This window comes from Psychrobacter fulvigenes (genome assembly GCF_904846155.1).
GTDB classification, from domain to species: domain Bacteria; phylum Pseudomonadota; class Gammaproteobacteria; order Pseudomonadales; family Moraxellaceae; genus Psychrobacter; species Psychrobacter fulvigenes.
Genome location: NZ_CAJGZP010000001.1, coordinates 354,046 through 376,738, shown reverse-complemented (window position 1 = coordinate 376,738; position 22,693 = coordinate 354,046). Strand labels below are relative to the sequence as shown.

The window sequence follows — 22,693 nt, the reverse complement described above, 5'->3', positions numbered from 1 at the left end:
CGATTAATCGGAGTTTTATTTTTCTCGAGGTATCTTAAAGCTTTCTCTGTTTACTTAACCTTTTCTATCCACTTAATACATCTATGCTTTTTCAGACAATAGCTGCTGTAGCTGAATAACCACACCGCTCACGTCAAGGCCACAATCCGCTAACTGCTCTGCCTGTGAACCATGGGCGATAAAACGATCTGGAATACCAATATTACAAATAGCGGGACGGCTAGTGGCAAAGGCTGGAGACGCATTAAGCAAGTACTCATTGACAGCACTACCAGCCCCGCCCATGATCATATGCTCTTCTAGGGTTGCTATATGGGTGACGCCTTGCTCAAGCAAAGTCTCAAGCAAATTGGTATCTAATGGCTTCACCCAGCGCATATTAACGACCTGCACCTGACAATCGGATTTCACATCGTCAGATGTCAGAGTTTGGGCCGCTTGCTCCGCAGTGGCTACCATCGTCCCGAATGCGAGCAGCGCAAGCTTCTTAGGGGCGTTTGCTTGCCCTAAGACTGACTCTACGACCGCTTGACCTACTTTATAGCTCTGCGCTGGGCGGCTGATCATCGCACCAGTACCTGTGCCACGTGGGTAGCGTACTGCGGTGCTACCTTGGTACTCATAGCAAGTATTCAATAAGTGATAGCACTCATTTTCATCTTTTGGCGTGGCGATTAGCATATTGGGCACACAGCGCAAAAAAGCCAAGTCAAACACGCCCGCATGAGTGGCGCCATCTTCACCAACCAAGCCTGCTCGATCGATAGCAAAAGTCACATCAAGGTCTTGTAGGGCAACATCATGAATAAGCTGATCGTAACCACGCTGCAAAAAGGTGGAGTAAATAGCCACAACTGGCTTGACGCCTTGAGTAGCCATACCGCCTGCGAGTGTCACTGCATGTTGCTCAGCAATCGCCACATCAAAGAAACGCTCAGGGAAATGACGCGCAAAGTCAATCATACCCGAGCCTTCTTCCATAGCAGGGGTAATAGCGAGCAGCTTGTCATCCTCAGCAGCTTTGTCACATAAGAACTGACCAAACACTTGCGAATACTTCAGTGCCGGCACCATAGTATCAGCAGCGTTGTCTTTCTTTGAGTCAGTCTTCGCTACCTCTTCTACAGGTAACTTGCTAATCGCATGATAACCGACTGGATCAGCCTCAGCAGGAGCAAAACCTTTACCTTTAGTGGTATAAATATGTACCAATACAGGTCCAGACACTTGCTTCGCTAGCGATAATACTCGCAGCAGCTCAGGCATGTCATGACCATCAAACGGGCCAAAATAAGTAAAGCCTATGGCTTTGAATAAGTTGTCTTCTAATTGCGGTACATTGCGCTGCTCACTATGACGCTTGCGTCTATCATAAGCCCGCATATCTGGGCGACGGCGGATTAATGGCTCACCTTCATCTGAGATATCGACCTGATAACCTGACTCCCAAAGCATCGCTGAATGTCTTGAAAAACCGCCAATAGAGCAGGATATCGACATATCATTGTCATTTAGAACGACTAATAAATCAGCGTCTTGTTGTGCAGCGTCATTCATGGCTTCAAAGGCCATGCCACCTGTCATCGCACCGTCACCTATCACACAAGCGACGGTCTGCGGACGACCTTGATAGCGCAGCGCCAAGCTCATTCCCAGACCTGCTGAAATAGAGGTTGAAGAATGACCAACACCAAAAGTGTCATAAATAGACTCAGCACGCTCAGGAAACGCAGTCAGACCTTCTTTTGAGCGGATACTGCCAAGCTTGTCACGACGTCCGGTCAAGACTTTATGCGCATAAGCTTGATGACCCACATCCCAAATAATCTGGTCGTTAGGAGCATCTAATAAATAATGTAACGCAATGGTCAGCTCGATCACGCCTAAGTTTGCACCAAAATGCCCACCACTTTGGCCTGCTGAATATAATAAAAACAAGCGCAGCTCATCAGCCAAAGTAATCAGCTGATCTGTAGTGAGTGCTTTTAGGTCTAACGGTGCATCAATAGCGTCGAGTAGTGGCGTGTCAGGACGCGTACGCGGTATCTGCTCGAAGGTCTGTTGCAAGCCAGATAAGTGTGCAGCAGAGTCGGTAGCTGATGGCGTAGAGAGCGACGCAGGTGAAGACCAAGACTGTGTGGAATAAGATGTCTGCTGCATAAATCGTACGATACCTACCAATCTGCTGACAAGATGCTACCTTAACATATCACCACCCTGCCTTACCGTATTGATAAGGTAGTATGGGATAATCCAACTCTCAATAATCACAAACGATGTATGATTATCAAGGATAAGTTAAGACGTGGTTGACGCATCGTCATTGTGTTATTCGATTTTGCATGAGTATAGCCACATCTTTGTTTCTCAGTAAAATGTGAGCTCACTATGCGCTAATGACGATACAGTAATGTAAGGACAAAGACTTGTCACTGTATCCATTAAAATAGTATGGCATAATAGCATTTTTTTTAAACAGTCGCTTTAATCATCGTGCGTAGTCTGTGAACTTTGTGTGTTTTTCTCGCAAATACGACTAACATGCTATTTTTGCTAGCATTATACAACCATATCACCATAGTTATCACGACATGACTATGACTACACCATCTACTATCACGATGATCAGTCTATCGCAGGACATTAATGTCATATCAATTTATTACTAGTGCTAAGTTGCCCACTCGTCATGGCAAGTTTGATCTTCATGTCTTTGAGAATCAAGACGGTCAGGAGCATGTCATGCTCACTGTCGGCCTGCCTGTGGTCGATCAAGACATAGAGCTTGATGCTACCTTGGACAAAAAAGACGACGAGCTGTCACAGCGTCCCGCCCCATTAGTGCGCATTCACTCTGAGTGCTTGACAGGGGATGCTTTTAGCTCCTTAAAGTGCGACTGCGGGCCACAGCTAAATACTGCCATGCAAGCGATACAGGCCTCTGGCTGCGGCGCTATCTTGTACTTGCGCCAAGAAGGTCGCGGCATTGGCTTGACCAATAAGATACGTGCTTATGCCTTGCAAGATCAAGGTCATGATACGCTTGATGCCAATCTGATGCTTGGCTTGCCTGCAGATGCGCGTATTTATGATATGTGCGGGCCGATGCTGGCACATGTCGGTGTCGACGAGGTACGCCTCATCACCAACAACCCTGACAAAGTCGCTTATTTAACGGATCATGGGATCAATGTCACTGAGCGCGTGCCTTCAGTGGTCGGAGTCAATGACATGAATGCTGAGTATTTAGCGACCAAGCGTGACCGTATGGGGCACTTACTTGATAAAGAGTTTTATACCGAGGCTCACCTCAATAAATGAACGTTAAGATAAAGGACGTCATTGGCCTTAAAATTTATCATCACCTACTTTTATTATAGATGTTTTTATGACTATTCCTAATATACTAAGTTCGACAACAGCTGCTGATACTAACGTCGTTCCTACGAATAAAGATATTGCGCGGGTACGTGAGTTTTTAGTCAGCCTGCAAGCAGAAATCTGCCAAGCCTTAGAGGCGCAAGAGCGTGATGGCGGCGGCGATGCAACCTTTGTTCCTGATGACTGGGAACGCCCTGAAGGCGGCGGTGGTCGTTCCTGTATCTTGGCAGATGGTGAGGTCATCGAAAAAGCAGGGGTCATGTTTAGCCATATCCATGTCCATAACTTGCCTGCCTCAGCGACCGCACGCCATCCCAATATCGCTGGCCGTAAGGCCCAAGCAATGGGCGTATCACTGGTTGTGCATCCAAGGAACCCAAACGTCCCTACCAGTCATGCCAACGTGCGTCTATTCGTCGCCGAAGCAGACGGTGAGGATCCTATCTGGTGGTTTGGTGGCGGTTTTGATTTGACACCCTTCTATCCAGTATTAGCCGATTGTTTACATTGGCATCAGGTCTGTCATGACTTATGTGCACCTTTTGGTGACACTATTTATCCTGATTTTAAACAATGGTGTGATGAATACTTTTATCTGCGTCATCGTGATGAGCAGCGCGGCGTAGGGGGTTTGTTTTATGATGATGTCAATACGGACAGCCGTGGCTGGGACTTTGAGACTTGCTTTGATTTTATGAAAGCAGTAGGTAATGGCTACCTGGACGGCATTCTTCCCATCTTTGAACAACGTAAAAACACTCCTTTTACCGACGAGCAGCGTGAATTTCAGCTATATCGCCGTGGACGTTATGTGGAATATAATCTAGTCTATGATCGTGGCACGCTCTTTGGGCTACAGAGTAATGGACGAATCGAGTCCATCTTGGTCAGTATGCCGCCATTGGTAAGTTGGCACTATCGCTTCGAGCCTGAACCAGGTACCGCAGAGTTTGAGCTGACCGATTATTACTTAAAGCCTCGTGATTGGTTGAATGGATAACATAAACTACATCATTTATACCAATTATGGTCATATTAGTAGATAATTTATCTACAATAGTCATTTAAGCAAGGTGGTTTTTATAAAATCACTTTTAAAAGATGGTTAATGTTAAACAACATGTTATCGCCATTTAATTTGGAGGCCGGCATTTACTTACGCGCCAATTATTTAAGTGCTTATTAATCAATAGCAACACATAAAGGAGTTATTCCTATGGTAAAGGTTCAAACCAACACCTCACTAAAGTCCATCTTTGGCATTACCCTAGTAGCCGCAGCGCTTGGTCTGTCAGCATGTAGCAGTCCTGCTAGCCCTGACATCAAAGCCCGTCAAGACAGTATGAAAAGCTGGGGTGATGCGATGGGCGTCATGGGCGATATGGCTGAAGCACCTGACACCTTTGATGCAGAAGTATTCAAAGAGCAAGCATCATACTTAGCGGGTGATGCGGCGACGCCTTGGACGCATTTTGAAGACTCAGAAGCGCTAGGTAATGCAACGTCAGCAGTATGGAGCAACAATGACGACTTCACCGCCAAAGCCGCACAATTCCAGCAAGTAACTGCTGAGTTGGATGCTGCTGCAAAAACAGCAACTAGTATCGAAGAAGTCTTGCCAGCCCTTGGCGCTGTCGGCGAGAGCTGCAAATCGTGCCACACCGACTATAAAGTAAAAGACGATAGCTAATAGTTAGTAGCTAAGATTTAAGCATAGAAAAAACCGCCATATCAATGATATGGCGGTTTTTTTATACAAATTCATGAGAAACCTGACTCTCAGCTTAGTGTGAGTTATCGTAGGCTGTGGCTTTAGCCCAGCTTAAATCTTTGCAAAAGCAAAATGCTGGGCTAAAGCCACAGCCTACGCCAACATATTTAGATAGTTGAGAGTAGGACTACTCTGTGGCGGTCTTATTGACATCAACAGCTTGCTGCTCGTGCATTTTATTGACGATAGCCGTCACAGAAGGATCGCTCAAATCTATGGTGCGTATCGGGAACGGAATATTCACGCCTGCTGCATCAAGCGCCGTTTTGATCTCTACAATGACTTGGTGAATAGAAGCGACCTTGTTGGCTTGGGTACCGTCTTCGATAAACCAGCGCACAACCAAATCTATGGATGAACCGCCAAATCCTGTCGCTATCACGCTTGGCGTAGCCTTAGTAGATACCGTGTCTGCCTTATCTAATGCCTGCAAAATCTCAGCCTTAGCCGCTTCGATGTCATCTTCATAACCGATACCGACAGCGACTTGCAAACGGCGCTGCTTATAGGCGGTATTGACAGTCAATGCCGAGGTATAGAGATCTGAGTTCGGAATGACCACCTGCCGACCATCATAAGTCTTGATAGTCGTCGCACGGATTTTGATATCCTCAACAGTGCCTTCATAATCACCTGAAACGATCTGATCACCGATACGAAATGGCTCCGAGATAAGCAGTAAAATACCTGACAATAGGTTTTGAAAAATATCCTTAAAAGCAAAGCCAATAGCGACCGAGCCAATGCCGAGCGCCCCAATCAGTTTGGCAGGCGTAAACCCTGGCACCGCAATGACCATGGCGATCATAAAACCAATAAAAATAATCAGTGCCCCGCCTACCCGTTGAAACACTTTCACCAAATTCTGATGGCGACTGCGACTTCCCAATATTTTGAAGACGATCTTTTTGAAAACAGTCGATAAAAACCAAAAAATCAGAATAACAATGATTGATGCTACAAAATATGGAATACGCTCGACAAAGCCAATCAATATTCCATTTGCTGAATCAATGATGCTTTGATAGGTAAAGGCATCAGTCGTTGTCGATCCAGCAGCTGTTTCAGCACTCACGGTGGTTCCTGCCTCAGAGGTAGGCATTCAGGGGTCACTCCTTTGGTTGGTTCAGTTTTTTATTGTCAGGTTCTAAAACCTAGCCCATCAAATCGGCTTGTACAATCTCAATCCAGTAGCCGTCAACATCTTTGATAAAGGCGATGTTTTTCATGCTGCCATCTTCTGGACGTTTTTTGAATTCGACATTGTTTTTGTCAAACCAAGCCACCGCTTCATCTAGGTTCGGGACGCTAAAGCAGATATGACCAAAACCTTGTGGCTCACTATTACCATCGTGATAGCTAAAGTCAGCCTTGGTTTCAGTGCCATAGTTATGGGTCAATTCCAAAATACCGCGCTGACGGAATGCAAAGATTTCCAACTCTTCACCAGCTGGTAAATTCTCACGCTCGCTGTCAGTCAGCTTGGCTAAGAAATACAAATCAAATTCCATCTCAGGGAACTTTTTTACTGCCAGTAGCGTCATACCGAGCACGCCCGTATAAAACTCAAGTGACTTGGCAGGATCTTTCACCCGTAGCATAGTGTGATTAAAGGTAAAACCTGTGGTCTGCGCAGAGATGGGCTGAACGCCCTCTGTCTTTACGCTGCTGTCAGGTTGCGCTACCGTTGATTCATTATTATTAGTTGCTGAATGAGGCATTAAATTAGACATAGTTATCCCAATATTTACAGAAAATAGAATTTGTAAGCAAACAAACCATGACTGTTATGATTCGTTTGACTGTCTCATGATAATAAAAAACCATGCGATGAGTGATAGGGTTTTGTAAGAACGTGACTCAATATGGTCAATATATGGTCAACTTATAACACGGGTTAGCTTTCTAAAAACCGCACTTCACCTGTCTCTAAATCATACTCCGCACCGACGATCAATAACTTACCGCTAGATGTTAGGTCTTCTAAAGCCCGCGAACCATGCTTGAGCTGACTGACCGACATACGCACGTTGGCACTTATAGACAGATCAACCAACTCATCAGCATCGACATCATGACCGTTGGCAGTCGCCAGCTCATGCAGGTTATAAACACTGGGGCGGATACGATCTACGATAGACTGCAAGTTTGGAGAATAGTTCTGCTCAGGATTGATAAGCGCTTCTACGCAGGCTGTCACCGCACCGCAATGTGAGTGCCCGAGTACCACAACCAGCTTGGTGCCAAATTTTTCGGCGGCGAATTCGACTGAGCCAATCTGCGAAGGCGCAACCACGTTACCCGCTACCCGAATGACAAACAGATCACCCAAGCCTTGATCAAACACAATCTCCACTGGTACACGCGCATCCGAGCAACCCAAAATGATGGCAAGAGGGTCTTGATCACTGATTAGCTCTGGACGCCTCTGCATGCAAGGGTCAGTGTTTGTAAGGCTTTCAACATAGCGCACATTACCTTCTTTCAAAAGCTCGAGTGCTTCTTGACCAGTTTTTGGACGTGTATCAGTAGGCATAAAGGATCCTTGAGTATCAAAGATATTAAAATAATGAATGGTAGCAATTCGGATTAAGTAGATCTTGAATTAAATAAGTATTGGCAAAATGATTGCTGATAATGACTAAACTATCAGACTGATTATATTTGTTAGCCATAAAGTAATTGTATAGGAATAGCGACTAAAAAATGATAAAAAATTTTGTTTTAATGTCGCTATCTTAAGGTTGTTTTAATAATAGCGTAATACTCCCTACAATCAAATGGCCGTAAAAATGATTAAAAAGCCACGTAAAGCTACCCCTCTCTCAACTCACTAAATATATTGGCGTAGGGACTTTAAAGAATATTTATGATTAAGACGGTATGACTCGGGTAACTTATAACGAACTTGCACTGACTTATATCAAGGGTTTGTTATAATACTGAGCAACCAGCCGACCACGCTTACGTTCAGGCCAACTATCTACATTGCAGCGATTTTATGTAGTTGCTGTACCAGTCTATTGAGCGCTTAGGAAACAATATTATGAATGACTCACCTACGAACACGCATAGAACCTCTGCGACGACTAGCGCTGATAAGGTACTGCTGCAACTGGCAGGTCTAAAAAAAGTCTACGACCAAACCGAAGTACTGACTGATATTAGCCTAGATATCAAGCATGGTGAGTTTTTAACCCTCCTTGGTCCATCGGGCTGCGGCAAAACCACACTGCTGCGCTTAATTGCAGGTTTTGAGCAGCCAACAGCAGGCGCGATTTTTTTGGATGGTGTGCAGATGGCAGGCTTGCCAGCTGATAAGCGTCCAGTCAATACTGTGTTTCAGCAGTATGCACTGTTCCCGCATATGAGCGTCGCGCAAAACGTGGCTTATGGGCTAAAACTAAAAAAGGTTCCTAAAGCCGAGATCCAAACGCGGGTGCGTGAAATCCTAGAAATGGTACAGCTTGAGCATCTTGCCAACCGTAAACCGCAGGATTTATCTGGTGGTCAGCAGCAGCGCGTTGCCATCGCACGTGCAGTCATCAATCGTCCTAAACTCTTGTTGCTCGATGAGCCGTTATCCGCACTTGATTATAAACTGCGCCTGCAAATGCAATCTGAGCTTAAGCGTTTGCAGCGTGAGCTTGGCATTACCTTTGTCTTCGTCACCCATGACCAAGAAGAAGCGCTGTCGATGTCAGATCGTATTGCGGTCATGAAAGACGGCAGGTTTCAGCAAATTGGCACGCCGATTGAGATTTATGAAACCCCTGCCAACTTATTTACCGCCAAATTCATCGGTGAGACCAATCTATTTAAAGCCGAGGTAAAAGGCGTCTATCCCGACCAGCCAGATCGTGATGGAAAAGTGACCAACGGGCGCATCGAAGTCGAGGTCTGTGAGGCGCAGGCACAAGACGGTCCAACGACATTACGTAATTTGCGTCGTCCTGATTTTGCTAATGATGTGCAAGTAGGCGACATCGTAAACTTACTGTTACGTCCTGAAGATTTGCGAATCTATGACCCGAAAGATAATGGTCACACGGGACTACTAGGCCGCGTCATTGAAAGTAACTATAAAGGCAGTACCTTAGATTCGATTATCGAATTGGCAAACGGTCATATTATTAAGGCCTCTGAGTTCTTTGATGAAGATGATCCAAGCTTTGACTATAAATTAAATGAAGCGGTCAGAGTGTCATGGGTGGATGGCTGGGAGTGGGTATTGCCAGATGACTCTGTGCCTATTGAAAATAAAACTGAGCAAAATGAAGTTGGGCAAAACGTATTTGCGCAAAAGGATGGCAGCTGATGGCAGGTACTAGCCGTTTCAATCTGGGCAGCAAAAGCCCTTTTCGCACCGCAACGCTATGGCTAATCTGGGGTTGGCTACTGATATTTGCGTTATTGCCAAATATATTGGTCATCGCTGTCAGTTTTTTGACCCGTGATAGCAGTGCCTTTATTAGCTTACCTGTCAGTATCGACAGCTATATACGCATGGTTGACCCGCTGTATTTCGAGGTATTTGTCCATTCTTTATGGATGGCGGGTATCACCACGATCATTTGCTTATTGCTGGGCTATCCTTTTGCCTGGCTGATATCCAAAGCCAAAGTGCGCTGGCAGCCCTTGCTAATGATGCTATTAATCCTGCCGTTCTGGACCAACTCTCTAGTACGGACCTATGCGCTCAAATTACTATTTGCCAATAACGGTTTGATTAATAAAACCCTACTAGCGATAGGTGTCATCGATGCCCCTATCGATATTTTATACACCCAAGGTGCGGTAATAGCTGGACTGACTTATTTACTATTCCCGTTTATGGTCTTGCCGCTCTATGCAGTATTTACCGATTTGCGTAATGACATGCTGCTTGCCTCGCAGGATTTGGGCGCCTCCAGAACGCAAACCTTTTGGCACGTGGTGCTACCCTTGACCACGCCTGGGATTATTTCGGGGGTGCTATTGGTACTATTGCCAGCGATGGGTATGTTCTATGTGGCAGATATTTTGGGTGGCTCACGCAATTTATTGGTCGGTAATATCATCAAAAATCAATTTTTGGATGCGCGCGATTGGCCATTTGGTGCCGCAGCCAGCGTGATATTGACCCTTGCGATGGCCGTACTATTACTCGCCTATCGTGCCAGTAGCCGCCGCATTGGCAAGACCGACTTTAATGAGGTGGCCTAATGTCTAATAGATCATTAAACAACTCACCCGTTAACAATAAGCGTCCTATTAAAATTGGCAGCATCGCGGCTAAAGGCTATCTTGGCCTAATTTATGCGATGCTATATCTGCCCATCATCGTTTTGGTAGTGATGTCATTCAATGAGTCGAAGATTGGCTATAACTGGGGTGGCTTTAGCTTAAAGTGGTATGAGTCGCTATTCAATAACCAAGCGATGCTCGATGCTTTTTGGCATTCTATCGTTTTGGGTTTGGTCGCCGCGACCGTCTCAACTTTGATAGGTACACTGACAGCGCTTGCCCTACACCGCTACAACTTTCGCGGCAAAGGTCTGTTAAACGGGCTGTTGTTTGTGCTAATGATGTCACCTGAGATTGTCTTGGCTATCTCATTGCTCGCGTTATTTTTATTAATTGGTCTGCAATTAGGCTTTATATCGCTATTACTGGCGCACATTACCTTTTGTCTGCCATTTGTGGTCATCACTGTGTTTGCACGCTTAAGTAGCTTAGATGAGCGCCTAATGGAAGCCGCGCGTGACTTGGGCGCGAACGAATCAACGATGGTGCGTACGGTACTGATTCCCGTCATTCTGCCCGCAGTGATGGCAGGCTGGCTACTCGCCTTTACCTTATCACTAGACGATGTGGTGGTTTCCACCTTTGTCACGGGCCCTAGCTATGAGATTTTACCGCTGAGAATTTATTCTATGGTACGCGTAGGACTCAAGCCAGAAGTCAACGCCATTGGTACATTGCTATTAGCCGCCTCGCTTATCTTAGTCATCATCTCGCAGCTATTGTTACGTCGGCGCTAGCTATTGAAGAGTTATGAAGAACCTGTCAATCTTAAGCTTTGAATGAAAATCAGCGCTATATCGATTATAATGAAATTTTCTCACCTTAGCGGTTAGGTTGTCTTATGTTAGAGCTTCGCCATCTCAATACTTTAACGGCACTGCGTGCGCATGGTTCATTGGCTGCGGCCGCCGATGAGCTGCACGTCACCGCCTCTGCGGTGTCGCATCAGCTAAAAGAGCTAGAGAATTACTACGATATCAGCTTGGTCAATCGCCGCACCCGTCCACTCACCTTTACCCCAGCTGGCAAGACGGTACTGGCATTGGCAGACAGCATAATGCCGCAAGTCACCCGTACCAAATCCAATCTCAAACGCTTAGCACATGGTCAAGCTGGCAGATTACGCCTAGCCTCTGAATGCCATAGTTGCTTTGATTGGCTGATGCCGATACTTAATCATTACCGCCGTGAATGGTCGGATGTGGAGCTGGACTTTGCGACTGGCTTTGAGCCTGAACCGCATCATTTGTTGATGGAAGGTGATATTGACCTGCTCATTACCACCAGTGATTTACCGATAGAGGGTATCAGCTATCAGCCCCTATTCGAGTATGAGAGTCGCTTGGTACTTTCACCAACGCATGATTTGGCCGCGCAAGAGTTTATTGAACCCAGTGATTTGACTGACGAGACTTTAATCGCGTATCCCGTGGAAGCAAAGCGTCTCGACATTATAGCCAACTTTATGACGCCTGCAGAAGTGAGCTTTGCGAGCATTCGTAGCACAGAGCTGACGGCAATGCTGATTCAGTTGGTCGCTAGTGAGCGCGGCGTAGCGGCATTACCTGATTGGGTGGTTGCAGAATATGAGAAAAAAGGCTGGGTTGTCTCGCGTCCGTTAGGCAGTGGCGTACACTGTCAGCTATATGCAGCGACGCGTACCTCAAGCCAAGATACCGCTTATATGCAGGGGTTTGCGAGTTTGTTAGAGGGTATTGTGAAGCCGTTGTAAGACACCATTTTTTAGTTAACTAACACTAAATACTTTCTTATGCCATGACGGATGTTATGGTATATCATGGTTCCCTAGTGAGGACTTGAGTATTCGGTTGTAGGCTAATGGTATCAATGGTTCAGGTTATTAAATAATTGCAGTGTTCTTTTTGGACATTTATACAGAATATAGGGTGTTTTCAAAAATGAGTGAAACAGCAGATTTATTCGGTAACGAGCAAGAAAACTCTCAATTTAACGCATGTGTCGGTAACAACGGCTGGAGAGGAATGTTCTCTCATATTGATGGCTACCAATCAGCTACTTTAGTGATGTTAGAATCCATCTTATCTCAATATATTCCAGATGTAGATTACAATAGACCTGAGCACGCCTTTCTTTGGAATAATGATACCTCAGCTTATCCTATACTATTTACTGCTAGACATTTTATTGAAATTTATATTAAACAAAAAATAGATACTATTAATTACTTTAAAGTTAAAGAAAATATTGATGAAAAATTAGTGAAAACACATGATATAGAAAGACTTTGGAATATTTTTGTTGATATTGTTGAGAGAACAAAGGATTCAAGACTGGCTGTTTATATAGAAAAAATCGCACCTTATATTCAAGACTTTAACAGCATCGACCCGACTGGAGAAACGTTTAGATACCCATACAGCTCTGAAGGAGCAATGCATTTAGAAGGTATGGGAGTAATTGGGCTTTTCAATTTCTATAATAAATTCACTGAATTATCTAAAATTTGTGAATCGTTTACTTATGAAATGGATTCGCTAGTAGACGAGTACAAAGCAAAAACCTTTACTAAAAGCCTAAGCCGGAAAGATATAGAGGCTATAGCGCAAGAGCTACCTATTTTCGAGGAATGGAGTAACCCTAGTTTCTCCGATATAAAAAAAACTTGAAGGCTAAGCTATTAATAGGCTCTAGAGAACTATCGGAAGCGATTGATATTATCAAAAACCATATGGAGTTTAAACGTTATATTTATCCAAATATTTATGAACTTCAAATAGATAAAGATAAGTTATCTAAAATTTTATCGGGTGATCTGAACGAAGGGCATATTAATACCCTTACAGATGAAGAAATAGCAAGCTTAAGAACACTAGTAGAGTTAGGAACAGCTATAATGGGTGGGCGATATTTTTCAGAAGATTATGAGAACCTATTCAATTCGTTTTTACAAGAATCTAGATTATGTGAGTATGAGAAACAGTCTAATTATGAATACAGTATCAGGAACATGCATCGAATAAAAGATGGATTGAATAGAATTAATTATACCCCACTGGAACCACCAAAACAGACCTCTTAAACAATTAACAGACTACCTAAAACAGCCTGATATAAAGGAACTACTTATATCAGACCATCAAACGAGTAATATCTAGCAAAAGTCACAAAACTAACTTAAAAAAGTAAAATCCCAACGCGGTTGCCAGCAATGTCAGTCCGACGTGCAACCCTATCAGTGCTAGACCTGCCAACAGCCGTCCATCATGCATAAAACTAAATACCTCAGCGCTAAAAGTGCTAAAGGTCGTCAGCCCGCCCAAAAATCCAGTCATGACAAACACCCTGACATTATCTGACAGGCCACTACCCATCCGCTCAAACCATACCAATGCCAGACCAATCAGCAGCCCTCCTAACACATTTGCGCTTAATGTACCTAGTGGTATCCAGCTATGTAGCAGATTAAAACGTGTTAACCATGCCCGCAAGCAAGCTCCAAATGCTGCTCCTAAACCCATGGCGAGCCACTGCATATGTTATCCTTAATTTGTATGGCTTTTAAACTTCATACCGCAGGCAATTCTGTCATCGGCCAACGTGGCACACAGCTCACCGCTAAATCATCGGACTGCCCTGCTTGCAAGCGCTCGTAACCGGCATAAGCAATCATTGCCCCGTTATCTGTACATAACGCAGGCGGGGCATAATGGACGGTCGCATTTATTTTAGCCAACTCAGCCTCTAACGTTTCACGTAAATGAGTATTGGCACTGACGCCGCCTGCAATCACTAAGCGGCTCATATTTGCTTGTTTTAATGCTTTAACACTCTTCTTCACTAGCGTATCAACCATTGCATGTTGAAAACTTGCGGCAATATCGGCACGAACTTGTGGATCACCGTCAGGGCCACTTTCCGAATAAGGGGTATCTTTGATCAGGTTATGCACGGCTGTTTTCATACCGCTAAACGAAAAGTCCAAACCGCGATGTAACATGGGTCTTGGTAAGTCGTAAGCATTCGGATTACCCGTTTCCGCCAATTTGGCAATATTGGGCCCGCCAGGATATGGCAAGCTGAGCATCTTGGCGGCTTTATCAAAGCACTCACCTGCTGCATCATCGATCGACTCACCCAATATCTCATATTGCCCAACACCACGCGCGGCAATCAGTAAAGTATGGCCACCAGACACCAGGAGCGACACAAAAGGAAATGCGGGCGGATTTGCACCCATTAGCGGTGCCAGCAAATGCCCTTCCATATGATGAATACCAATCGCTGGAATATCTAGACCATACGCCAAGCTGCGCCCAAATAATGCACCCGTCATCAAAGCACCGATCAGCCCAGGGCCTTTGGTATAAGCAACAGCATCTATCTCATCTTTACTGATGCCGCATTGTTCCAAGAGCTCATGAAATAAAGGCACAAGCTTACGGATATGATCACGACTGGCAAGCTCAGGCACGACGCCGCCGTAGACGGCATGCAGCTCTATCTGTGAGTACAGCACTTGTCCAAGCAGGCCTTGATTGTCACTGTCTATCTGCTCACTATCAAAAATAGCCAGCCCAGTCTCATCACAAGAAGTCTCTAAACCCAATACTTTCATGCTTTTGCCTTTATTTCGTTGTTTAGCATAGCGATACGTTCAATACATTTATCGCTGTTTTTAATCAAAAAAACCGCCATTGTAAGCTACAATGACGGCCAGTTTAGCAAATTTCAATGGCTAGTAAGCTGATTTAGCTTACCGCTGCGAGCATATAATCAACAGCAGCATGAACCTCAGCTTCACTCACTTTGTCAGTGGCTTGTGCTGGCATCTTGTTAAAGCCCTTTGCAGAGTGCATATAGAGCGTTTCTTTATCTTTAGTAAGGCGAGGAGCCCACGCCGCTTTGTCACCGTGTATTGGAGCACTTAGCAAACCGCTTTCATGACATAGCTTACAGTTTGCCTCATATATCTTGGCGCCCGTATCTGCAGACAATACTACTGGCTCAGCAGCGACAGGCTCGGGCTCCACGGCAGTTTCTTCAGCTTCTACGACTACCGCCTCTTCAGGCTCAGGCTCCGCCACGGGCTCATCAATGACAACCTCAGTCTCTGCTTCTGGCGCTTCAACCACTACTGTTTCGGTCTCGTTGACAGCCGCAGGCTCTTCAGCAGCTGTATTGTCACCACTACAAGCGCTAAGCGCTAATAACGCACTAAGGCTCATGGCAGACAAAAGCAATTTACCCCTTGGTTTTGTCTGCGTACGTTGTTGTTTGCAATCCATGCTCAAATCCTTATCGATTGGCTTATAGCAATGGCTTTTATTGCCATTCACACGTTCATATTACTCGAAATACGCTGGCAGCTATTAACTGGCTGCTGGCTCAGGCTCTACTTCGTCATCTGCTGCAACAGCATCCGCGGCAGGCGTTTCGGCGTCAGCCACCTCTGTATCTGCTGTATCAGCATCAGACTCTAGCGTCTCATCTGCCATCGCATCTTCTTCCGTTGCCATGCTAGTATCTGCTTCAGCATCTGTCGCCACTACTTCCACTTCTGGAAAATCCATTACTTCAGCTTCAGGCGCGTTGCTACGAGCAAGCTCAGCCGCTTCATCAACGCGATCAGGTGCATAGACCTTTGATTCTTTATCACCACTACAGGCACTGATACCCATACCAAAGCTGATGATGAGTGCGGTACTTAACGCCATGTTTAATGCTGTTTTTTTCATTCTAAAACCCTCAATAAAATTGACATAAAAGCGTAAAAAAATCTATTACTGTATGGAAATAATCATAGCATAAACTGCACTGAATACGTTATAGACAGTAGGGTTTTTTATTGTGATTGGTTAAGAGTTTCAGGACTGCCTCGAATGAAAAACTCCAGAAGTTAAGTAGTAAATCTCAAAAAACCTTATTTATTCACTATAAAACAATAAGATAGTCATACATAAATGCCCTAAAGGCTTTGACTTTACTGGTATTTTTTAGTAGAATAGTTGCCCTTGTGCTATAGCGCAAGATAATCCTAGTTTGAGCTGATGCCTGCAATCTTGAGATATTGCGGCTAAATACTAATACACAGCCAAACTAATGCCCTTATATCTCATCCAAAAGGAGTCTTCATGCCTTCAGTTAAGGTTAAAGAAAACGAACCAGTTGATATCGCTATCCGTCGTTTTAAGCGTGCTTGTGAAAAAGCTGGTGTGTTATCAGATGTACGTAAACGTGAGTTTTATGAAAAACCAACGCAAGAGCGTAAGCGCAAAAAAGCCGCTGCCGTTAAGCGTTACAAGAAAAAACTACAACGCGAAACTATCCGTACTACGCGTATGTACTAATCACTTATTAACGACTGCTTACTAACACCAATTATGTTTGTTAAGGTCGATAATGAGGTTGGATATTAAGTTTCGATAATATTGGCTAGTAATTGTAACGACCATAATTGAAACTAAGATTATCCCCATATATCTCAGCGCCACTGCTATCCATTGATATCAGTGGCGTTTTTTATGCTACACTTTTTAGTATGATGCCTTAGCGTTTATATTAGCGTTGCGTTTATTTGCGTTTATATTAGCGTTGCGTTTATTTTTTATTTCAATAACATAAGATTTCAATAACATAAGATTTCAATAACATAAGATTTCAATAACATAAGATTTCAATAACATAAGATTTCAATAACATAAGATTTCAATAACATAAGATTTCAATGACATAAGGAACAATAACAATCATGAGCCAACTTAAACAAACCCTATCTGATAATATCAAAACGTCTATGAAAGCCCGTGAGCTTGAGCGCGTCAAAGTGCTACGCAACGTGCAAGCAGTCGTTAAGCAAATTGAAATTGACCGTCAAACAGAGCTGGATGACGCTGGCGTTTTAGAGATACTACAAAAACAGCTTAAACAGCGCCAAGAGTCACTGGGCATCTTTACAGAAAATGGCCGTGATGATCTGGCGAGCAAAGAGCAGTTCGAGATTGATATCATCAATGAGTTCATGCCCAAGCAAATGGACGAAGCAGAAATTGCAGCATTGGTAAAGGCTGAGATCGCTGAACAAGGTGCCACCTCAATGCGCGATATGGGTAGCGTCATGGGTGTGCTAAAGAACAAAACCGCTGGCCGTGCCGATCCTGCTCTCATCTCAAAGCTGGTAAAAGAAGCGCTACAAGGCTAAAGCTTCGTCAAAATCAATGAGCAATAACACCTCTGACCTCCTAATAACCGCTTAAGGCTTATAGTCTTTCGCGGTTTTTACGTCTTTTATTTCTTGCGTGATATTCGCAAGGAGCGGACGAGCACTGCTGCCTTGGCCACTCGCCTGCATCTGCTCTGCAAGCTGCTTGGCCTGCGTGAGTGAAGTCAGCGCTGAGTCATAACGACCATTCCATAGCTGGTCATGACTGCGATAACGCAGCGCATTGATGGTAGCAATGCGTGCCACTTGCGGTGAGGTTGCCGTTTTGGCCATCTTTTCGTTGGCCAGTTGCATACTCTGCCACGCATAGCGATCACTAGACTGCTGCTGAATGAGTGGTTTTAGCAAGGTTTGTGCCTGCAGAGGCTGATTGCTATTGGTGAGCGCTTCCGCCAAATATAAGCGCAAATCGCGGCGCTCAGGGTACAGGCGCTGCTGACGCGTCAGTACTTCTGCCGCCTGTTGCCATTTGTTTTGCTCACTCAGCACTTGGCTATGAGTGATGGATAGTAGGGGCTCTATAGATTGCTGTTGCCGAGTAGGTAAAGCTCTCATCTCAGTCATAAGATCATTGGCGTCGTCAAAACGCTGTTGCTCGCTATACCAATACATTAAGGCCAGTTTGGCACCAATGCTATTTTTGGCGGCGGTCGTCAGGGACGTCTCCGAGGCATGCTTGCCCATAACTTGTACCCGCCAATAGAGCAAGTCAAATAACGCTTGATGACGCTGCTGCTGGATGAGCGATAAGGAGGGATAACGCTGAGCACGGCTTTGTGTATCACTGAGACGCTCGTTACTCAAAGGATGCGAGCGTACAAAGCTTGGCAAAAACTGGTTTTCTACCTGATTGAGCTGGCTTTTTTGATTCATCGTGGCAAAAAACCTTGGCATGGCGCGTGGGTCATAACCAGCTTGATTCATGATTTGCATGCCCACCCGATCAGCTTCACGCTCATTGCTACGACTAAAAGCCATGCTGCTATTCATAATCGCTGTTTGGCTGCCCATCATGACTGCTGCTGTAGCATCACCATCCACGGCCGATGCCGCAATCGCTGCTAACATGCCACCTATCTGCATCAGTAAGGCTTTTTTGCGCTCATCTGCACCGCTCTCATAATGACGCTGGCTCACATGAGCCACCTCATGCGCAATAACACTGGCCAGCTCATCCATGCTATTTGCGGCCAATATGGTACCAGTATTGACCCCTATTACCCCGCCTGGCGCCGCAAAGGCGTTAATACTCGGATTATCAATGACCACCAAAGCCAATGGTGCTTGCTGACGCACTTGGGCATTCATGCGCCATGTCATGTCTTTTATGGTTTCTTGAATCCAAGGGTCATGCTCCATCTTTATGCGGCCGTTGATGTTTTGCAGCGCCCATTCACCGACGAGCTTATTTTGATATTGATCGGAAAAGCTTAGCCCCTGACCTTGCAAACTTGGCAGCTCTAACTCATCGTAATTCTTGGTCTGCCATGAGCCATATGTTGGACCAGATAAGGCCGATGGCGTACTAGTACTAGCATTGAAACTTGCAGTATTGGCGTTTGCAAAAGACAGCGCATTACCCTGCATACTAAGACTACTAATCAAAGCTGCCAGTGTCAGCAGCCCGATATAATGTCGCCTTTTTCCTCTACCTGCGTTACATTGGCTGGTCACAAAGCCAGTCGCTCGAGTGGTGTTATTATTATAGTGGTTCAATGTCTGCATCCTATGCTTTTGGCAATATCATCATTTTTGACTATACGAGGTTGACCTGACCACGTCAATTGCAGTGTTCTTCTGGCTACCAATGTCTAGGCAGCGCGTCACTTTCGTGCAACATGGTTGTGTAATTCTATAGTGAAACAATTGCATATCGATCACGTAATTACTATCTTCAAGATACTCATGCAGCAGCCGTTTGGTTCTAATCGACTCAATCTTATGATGATTATATTCAACTGCAATTGCTAAGCAGCAATTTGTTATAATGAGCGGTTCTGATCAATGTTTGGTGTTAGCATCCTGTCTTATACAATTATCAAAACTCATGGCTAACACCTCAAGCCTAAACACTAAGACTTTAAGGGTTCCTGTTATGTCTGCTGACAGTCATTCTATCAACATGCACGTACCTTTTAAGGTATATCTATCATCAGAATTATCTGATGCTGAGCGGGATACCGCACAGTCCCTATTGGCTGTGTTGCCGCCTGACTGTATTAGCGCCATTGAAAGCATTAGCGCCATTGAAAGCAGCGATGACAGTGAAGTCGATCAATCAACCGTTAATATTAAGCGCATGGTTGACGGACGCGGCATGGCTTGCCCCATGCCATTATTAAAAACCAAAGTGGCTCTACGTGATGTGGCGACTGCTGAATCACTGTATGTTGTCGCCACTGATCCCAACTCACAAGCAGATATTACTGCTTTTTGTCGCCAAACCCAGCAAGCTGCTCATGGTGATACGCTGTTATTAACGGTAAATAAAATGACTGGCGGGCAAACAGTGAATGGCACGCATGGCTTGCCAAAACAGCCGCCCGATACAATATTTCACTTCATCATTACCAAAACTGATAGCAACTAAGCGCGACTATCCTTTACAATTAAGATAATAAAAATTCTCAATTGCATAATTGTTTACTTATTTGATCAAGGTCAAGAATATGGCTACTCCTCCTAACAACTCAGCGCCTAGCAAAGAAAAGCGCACTACTGATAGCAGTGCTACTCAGAAAAACGCAGCGCGTGAAGCGGCACTAGAAGCCGCCTCTAAACGCCCTCCCTATGACTCTAGTGCCTTAGAAGATACGAGCACGCGTGATTTAGTGCCCGCTATGCCGACGCATTTATCTGCTCCTGGAGTGAATCTGGGCGCTTATATCAATACTGTCCATCAAATCCCAATTTTGACGCCCACTCAAGAGCAGGAGCTTGCCCATCGTTATTATGACGAAGGCGACGTCGAGGCTGCACGCCTATTGGTTATGTCACATCTGCGCTTCGTCATTCATATCGCCCGCAGCTACTCTGGCTATGGCTTGCCGCAAGCGGATTTGATTCAAGAAGGCAATCTAGGCTTAATGAAAGCCGTCAAGCGTTTTGATCCTAATAAGGGCGTGCGTTTGGTCTCCTTTGCTGTGCATTGGATCAAAGCTGAAATTCATGAGTTTGTGATTCGTAACTGGCGTATCGTCAAAGTCGCCACCACCAAAGCTCATCGTAAGCTCTTCTTTAATCTGCGCAGTTTAAAAAAGACCAATAACCAGCTAACCTTAGAAGAAGCGGATGCCATCGCAAAAGATCTCAATGTCAGCCGCAAACAGGTGCTAGAGATGGAGTCTCGTCTGACGTCTTATGACGCCTCTTTTGAGACTCAATCTAGTGATGACGATGATGGTCGCTATGCGCCGCAGCTGTTCTTAGAAGATGGCGTGGATCCAGCAGAGATAGTAGAAGAGTCTGACTGGGAAGACAGCAATACTTCAGCCTTGGTCGCCGCTATGGATACGCTAGATGATCGCTCACGCGATATCGTCGAGCAGCGCTGGCTCTCTGAGCAAAAATCAACCTTGCATGAGCTGGCGGCAGTTTACTCCATCTCTGCAGAGCGGGTACGCCAAATCGAGAAAAACGCCATGGATAAAATCCGTGACGCCATGACTATCGATAGCGTTATATTGCCCGATGATATTCAATAAATAAACATAACCGCTGTTCGCTAGGGCTTGTCATTAGTAGCAAGGAGTAAGCACTCAACTCCTTAATAGTAAGAGTTTTATGATGTTAAATTGGATAGGCATTGCAGCGATTAATCTGGCTGTCGCTGTGGCTTTGGGTGCTTTTGGTGCTCATGGTATTAAAAGCATGGTCAATGCCCAGCAGCTGGCTTGGTGGCACACTGCAACCCTATATCTCTTTATCCATGCTTTAGGGCTGTTGATGGTTGGGTTGCTGATTCGCCTAAACTACGCCACTCAAGCCACCGCTTGGCTATTACAAATCGGTGTCATCATCTTCGCTGGTAGCCTATTTGCCATGACACTTGGAGCCCCGCGTTGGTTTGGGGCGATTACCCCTATCGGTGGCGTGCTGATGATCGCAGGTTGGACGTGGTTGGCAGTGACTGCTTTTCGAATAAAACCTTAGCCATAGCCCTCGTTATGCCGTCAGTCATCTAGAAAAAATAAACAGTTTCAGTTATAGGAAGAAAACACTATGAGTACTATTACTGTCAATGGACAGACCTTACAAACCACTCATCAAACGGTACAGCTCGTCGTTAATGAGCTAGGGCTTAGTAAAGGCCGCTATGCTGTCGAGGTCAATGGCGAGCTTATTCCAAAGAGTGAGCTTGGCCAGTTGCGTATCGCCGAAGGCATGAGTATTGAAGTCGTACAAGCTGTCGGTGGTGGCTAGGATCGACTATTAACATTGATTATTGTCATTGGCTGTCTTTAAGTCACTGCATTTGATTGACTGCCTCTAAAGCCATAGATACTAAAAAAGACCTCAACGTAGCAAACGTTTGAGGTCTTTTTTCTTGTATTGATAAAGGGTTAATGAAGCGGGCATTTAGACTATTTATTATTATTTAGCCACTCTTCATTAACCTTTATATAACTAAACTGCCGGTGCTGCATCCGTATCGGCAAGGTCTTGGTAGCGTCCATCACGTCCTGCACCTTGTGTCTTTTTGCGCTCTAGACGGGTTTTATATTTGCGGATTTGTCTACTGAGTTTATCCGCCATGTCATTAATGGCTTTATACATATCATCATCATACGACTGTACGAACATTTCATGACCTGAAACACGCATTATGGCTTCAGCCTTATGGCTTTTTTTACCACCACCGCTATTGTCTAGTGACAAAATGACTTGGATACTTTGAATTTGGTCAAAATGACGTTCTACTTTCTCAAGTTTCTCACGGACTGCTGTGTCCATCGCCTCAGTAACGCTGATGTGGTGACCACTAATAGAAACATTCATATACTTATCCTTATATTTATTACTGATAGTAAATAGATGCTTTGGCATTCCTACCT

At 44.9% G+C, this 22,693-nt stretch carries 25 protein-coding genes; 15 read left to right on the top strand and 10 right to left on the bottom strand.

Annotated elements, in window-relative coordinates:
- Positions 1–81 precede the first annotated feature (81 nt).
- Complete coding sequence (gene dxs, locus JMX03_RS01710; RefSeq protein WP_201594030.1) at positions 82–2,160, bottom strand: 1-deoxy-D-xylulose-5-phosphate synthase; 2,079 nt, start codon at positions 2,158–2,160, stop codon at positions 82–84.
- A gap of 486 nt (positions 2,161–2,646) precedes the next feature.
- Between dxs and ribA the strand changes: the two genes are divergently transcribed.
- The 3 genes from ribA (at position 2,647) to JMX03_RS01695 (ending at position 5,071) form a co-directional block, all read left to right on the top strand.
- Entirely contained in the window at positions 2,647–3,321 is a 675-nt protein-coding gene (ribA, locus tag JMX03_RS01705) for a GTP cyclohydrolase II (RefSeq protein ID WP_201594028.1), read from the top strand.
- A gap of 67 nt (positions 3,322–3,388) precedes the next feature.
- Positions 3,389–4,381, top strand: a complete 993-nt coding sequence (hemF, locus tag JMX03_RS01700) for an oxygen-dependent coproporphyrinogen oxidase (protein WP_201594026.1) — start codon at positions 3,389–3,391, stop codon at positions 4,379–4,381.
- A gap of 216 nt (positions 4,382–4,597) precedes the next feature.
- Entirely contained in the window at positions 4,598–5,071 is a 474-nt protein-coding gene (locus tag JMX03_RS01695; RefSeq protein WP_201575902.1) for a c-type cytochrome, read from the top strand.
- A 208-nt stretch (positions 5,072–5,279) separates the two neighbouring features.
- On the opposite strand, the gene JMX03_RS01690 is transcribed toward JMX03_RS01695, so the two are convergent.
- The 3 genes from JMX03_RS01690 to JMX03_RS01680 form a co-directional block, all read right to left on the bottom strand.
- Positions 5,280–6,254, bottom strand: a complete 975-nt coding sequence (locus tag JMX03_RS01690; RefSeq protein WP_201594024.1) for a mechanosensitive ion channel family protein — start codon at positions 6,252–6,254, stop codon at positions 5,280–5,282.
- Between the two features lie 52 nt (positions 6,255–6,306).
- A complete protein-coding gene (gloA, locus tag JMX03_RS01685) occupies positions 6,307–6,753 on the bottom strand; it encodes a lactoylglutathione lyase (RefSeq protein ID WP_406947734.1) in 447 nt (148 codons plus the stop codon).
- A gap of 296 nt (positions 6,754–7,049) precedes the next feature.
- Positions 7,050–7,688 (bottom strand): carbonic anhydrase, encoded by a 639-nt coding sequence (locus JMX03_RS01680; RefSeq protein WP_201594020.1) that lies wholly within the window; start codon positions 7,686–7,688, stop codon positions 7,050–7,052.
- A 510-nt stretch (positions 7,689–8,198) separates the two neighbouring features.
- Between JMX03_RS01680 and potA the strand changes: the two genes are divergently transcribed.
- From potA to JMX03_RS01650, 6 genes are all read left to right on the top strand, one after another.
- On the top strand, positions 8,199–9,470 hold the full coding sequence (gene potA / locus JMX03_RS01675; RefSeq protein ID WP_227695115.1) for a spermidine/putrescine ABC transporter ATP-binding protein PotA: 1,272 nt from the start codon (positions 8,199–8,201) through the stop codon (positions 9,468–9,470).
- On the top strand, positions 9,470–10,357 hold the full coding sequence (potB, locus tag JMX03_RS01670) for a spermidine/putrescine ABC transporter permease PotB (RefSeq protein WP_201594018.1): 888 nt from the start codon (positions 9,470–9,472) through the stop codon (positions 10,355–10,357). Before potA ends, potB begins: the two co-directional genes overlap by 1 nt.
- Positions 10,357–11,175, top strand: a complete 819-nt coding sequence (gene potC, locus JMX03_RS01665) for a spermidine/putrescine ABC transporter permease PotC (protein ID WP_201594016.1) — start codon at positions 10,357–10,359, stop codon at positions 11,173–11,175. The genes potB and potC overlap by 1 nt, the downstream gene beginning before the upstream one ends.
- A 104-nt stretch (positions 11,176–11,279) precedes the next feature.
- On the top strand, positions 11,280–12,170 hold the full coding sequence (locus JMX03_RS01660) for a LysR family transcriptional regulator (RefSeq protein WP_201594014.1): 891 nt from the start codon (positions 11,280–11,282) through the stop codon (positions 12,168–12,170).
- Between the two features lie 187 nt (positions 12,171–12,357).
- Entirely contained in the window at positions 12,358–13,086 is a 729-nt protein-coding gene (locus JMX03_RS01655; RefSeq protein ID WP_201594012.1) for a hypothetical protein, read from the top strand.
- Positions 13,083–13,499, top strand: a complete 417-nt coding sequence (locus tag JMX03_RS01650; protein ID WP_201594010.1) for a hypothetical protein — start codon at positions 13,083–13,085, stop codon at positions 13,497–13,499. Before JMX03_RS01655 ends, JMX03_RS01650 begins: the two co-directional genes overlap by 4 nt.
- 82 nt (positions 13,500–13,581) lie before the next feature.
- Here the strand turns inward: JMX03_RS01650 and crcB are convergent, their stop codons facing one another.
- The 4 genes from crcB to JMX03_RS01630 form a co-directional block, all read right to left on the bottom strand.
- The gene (gene crcB, locus JMX03_RS01645; protein WP_201594008.1) at positions 13,582–13,953 is read right to left on the bottom strand and encodes a fluoride efflux transporter CrcB; all 372 of its coding nucleotides are present in this window, start codon (positions 13,951–13,953) and stop codon (positions 13,582–13,584) included.
- Positions 13,954–13,985: 32 nt separating this feature from the next.
- Positions 13,986–15,035 (bottom strand): tRNA (adenosine(37)-N6)-threonylcarbamoyltransferase complex transferase subunit TsaD, encoded by a 1,050-nt coding sequence (gene tsaD, locus JMX03_RS01640; RefSeq protein ID WP_201594006.1) that lies wholly within the window; start codon positions 15,033–15,035, stop codon positions 13,986–13,988.
- Positions 15,036–15,168: 133 nt separating this feature from the next.
- Positions 15,169–15,705, bottom strand: a complete 537-nt coding sequence (locus JMX03_RS01635) for a c-type cytochrome (RefSeq protein WP_201594004.1) — start codon at positions 15,703–15,705, stop codon at positions 15,169–15,171.
- Between the two features lie 84 nt (positions 15,706–15,789).
- Positions 15,790–16,155, bottom strand: a complete 366-nt coding sequence (locus JMX03_RS01630; RefSeq protein WP_201594002.1) for a hypothetical protein — start codon at positions 16,153–16,155, stop codon at positions 15,790–15,792.
- 396 nt (positions 16,156–16,551) lie between these two features.
- On the opposite strand from JMX03_RS01630, the gene rpsU reads away from it, so the two are divergent.
- Together rpsU and JMX03_RS01620 are read left to right on the top strand one after the other, a co-directional pair.
- Positions 16,552–16,767 carry a 30S ribosomal protein S21 gene (rpsU, locus tag JMX03_RS01625; protein ID WP_201575929.1) on the top strand — a complete coding sequence of 72 codons (216 nt, stop codon included), beginning with the start codon at positions 16,552–16,554 and terminating at the stop codon, positions 16,765–16,767.
- Positions 16,768–17,168: 401 nt separating this feature from the next.
- Positions 17,169–17,618: a GatB/YqeY domain-containing protein gene (locus JMX03_RS01620; RefSeq protein ID WP_201575931.1), complete on the top strand. Its 450-nt coding sequence runs from the start codon at positions 17,169–17,171 to the stop codon at positions 17,616–17,618.
- Positions 17,619–17,669: 51 nt separating this feature from the next.
- On the opposite strand, the gene JMX03_RS01615 is transcribed toward JMX03_RS01620, so the two are convergent.
- Positions 17,670–19,355, bottom strand: coding sequence for a M48 family metalloprotease (locus JMX03_RS01615; RefSeq protein WP_227695110.1), 1,686 nt, complete (start codon positions 19,353–19,355; stop codon positions 17,670–17,672).
- A 379-nt stretch (positions 19,356–19,734) separates the two neighbouring features.
- Between JMX03_RS01615 and JMX03_RS01610 the strand changes: the two genes are divergently transcribed.
- From JMX03_RS01610 to thiS, 4 genes are all read left to right on the top strand, one after another.
- On the top strand, positions 19,735–20,229 hold the full coding sequence (locus tag JMX03_RS01610; protein ID WP_201594000.1) for a sulfurtransferase TusA family protein: 495 nt from the start codon (positions 19,735–19,737) through the stop codon (positions 20,227–20,229).
- Positions 20,230–20,479: 250 nt separating this feature from the next.
- The gene (gene rpoH, locus JMX03_RS01605; protein ID WP_201577593.1) at positions 20,480–21,343 is read left to right on the top strand and encodes an RNA polymerase sigma factor RpoH; all 864 of its coding nucleotides are present in this window, start codon (positions 20,480–20,482) and stop codon (positions 21,341–21,343) included.
- A gap of 82 nt (positions 21,344–21,425) precedes the next feature.
- On the top strand, positions 21,426–21,791 hold the full coding sequence (locus JMX03_RS01600; RefSeq protein WP_201577595.1) for a DUF423 domain-containing protein: 366 nt from the start codon (positions 21,426–21,428) through the stop codon (positions 21,789–21,791).
- A 69-nt stretch (positions 21,792–21,860) separates the two neighbouring features.
- Entirely contained in the window at positions 21,861–22,061 is a 201-nt protein-coding gene (thiS, locus tag JMX03_RS01595) for a sulfur carrier protein ThiS (RefSeq protein WP_201593998.1), read from the top strand.
- Between the two features lie 204 nt (positions 22,062–22,265).
- Here thiS and hpf read toward each other — a convergent pair whose 3' ends face one another.
- Positions 22,266–22,637 (bottom strand): ribosome hibernation-promoting factor, HPF/YfiA family, encoded by a 372-nt coding sequence (gene hpf / locus JMX03_RS01590; RefSeq protein ID WP_201575935.1) that lies wholly within the window; start codon positions 22,635–22,637, stop codon positions 22,266–22,268.
- Positions 22,638–22,693 lie beyond the last annotated feature (56 nt).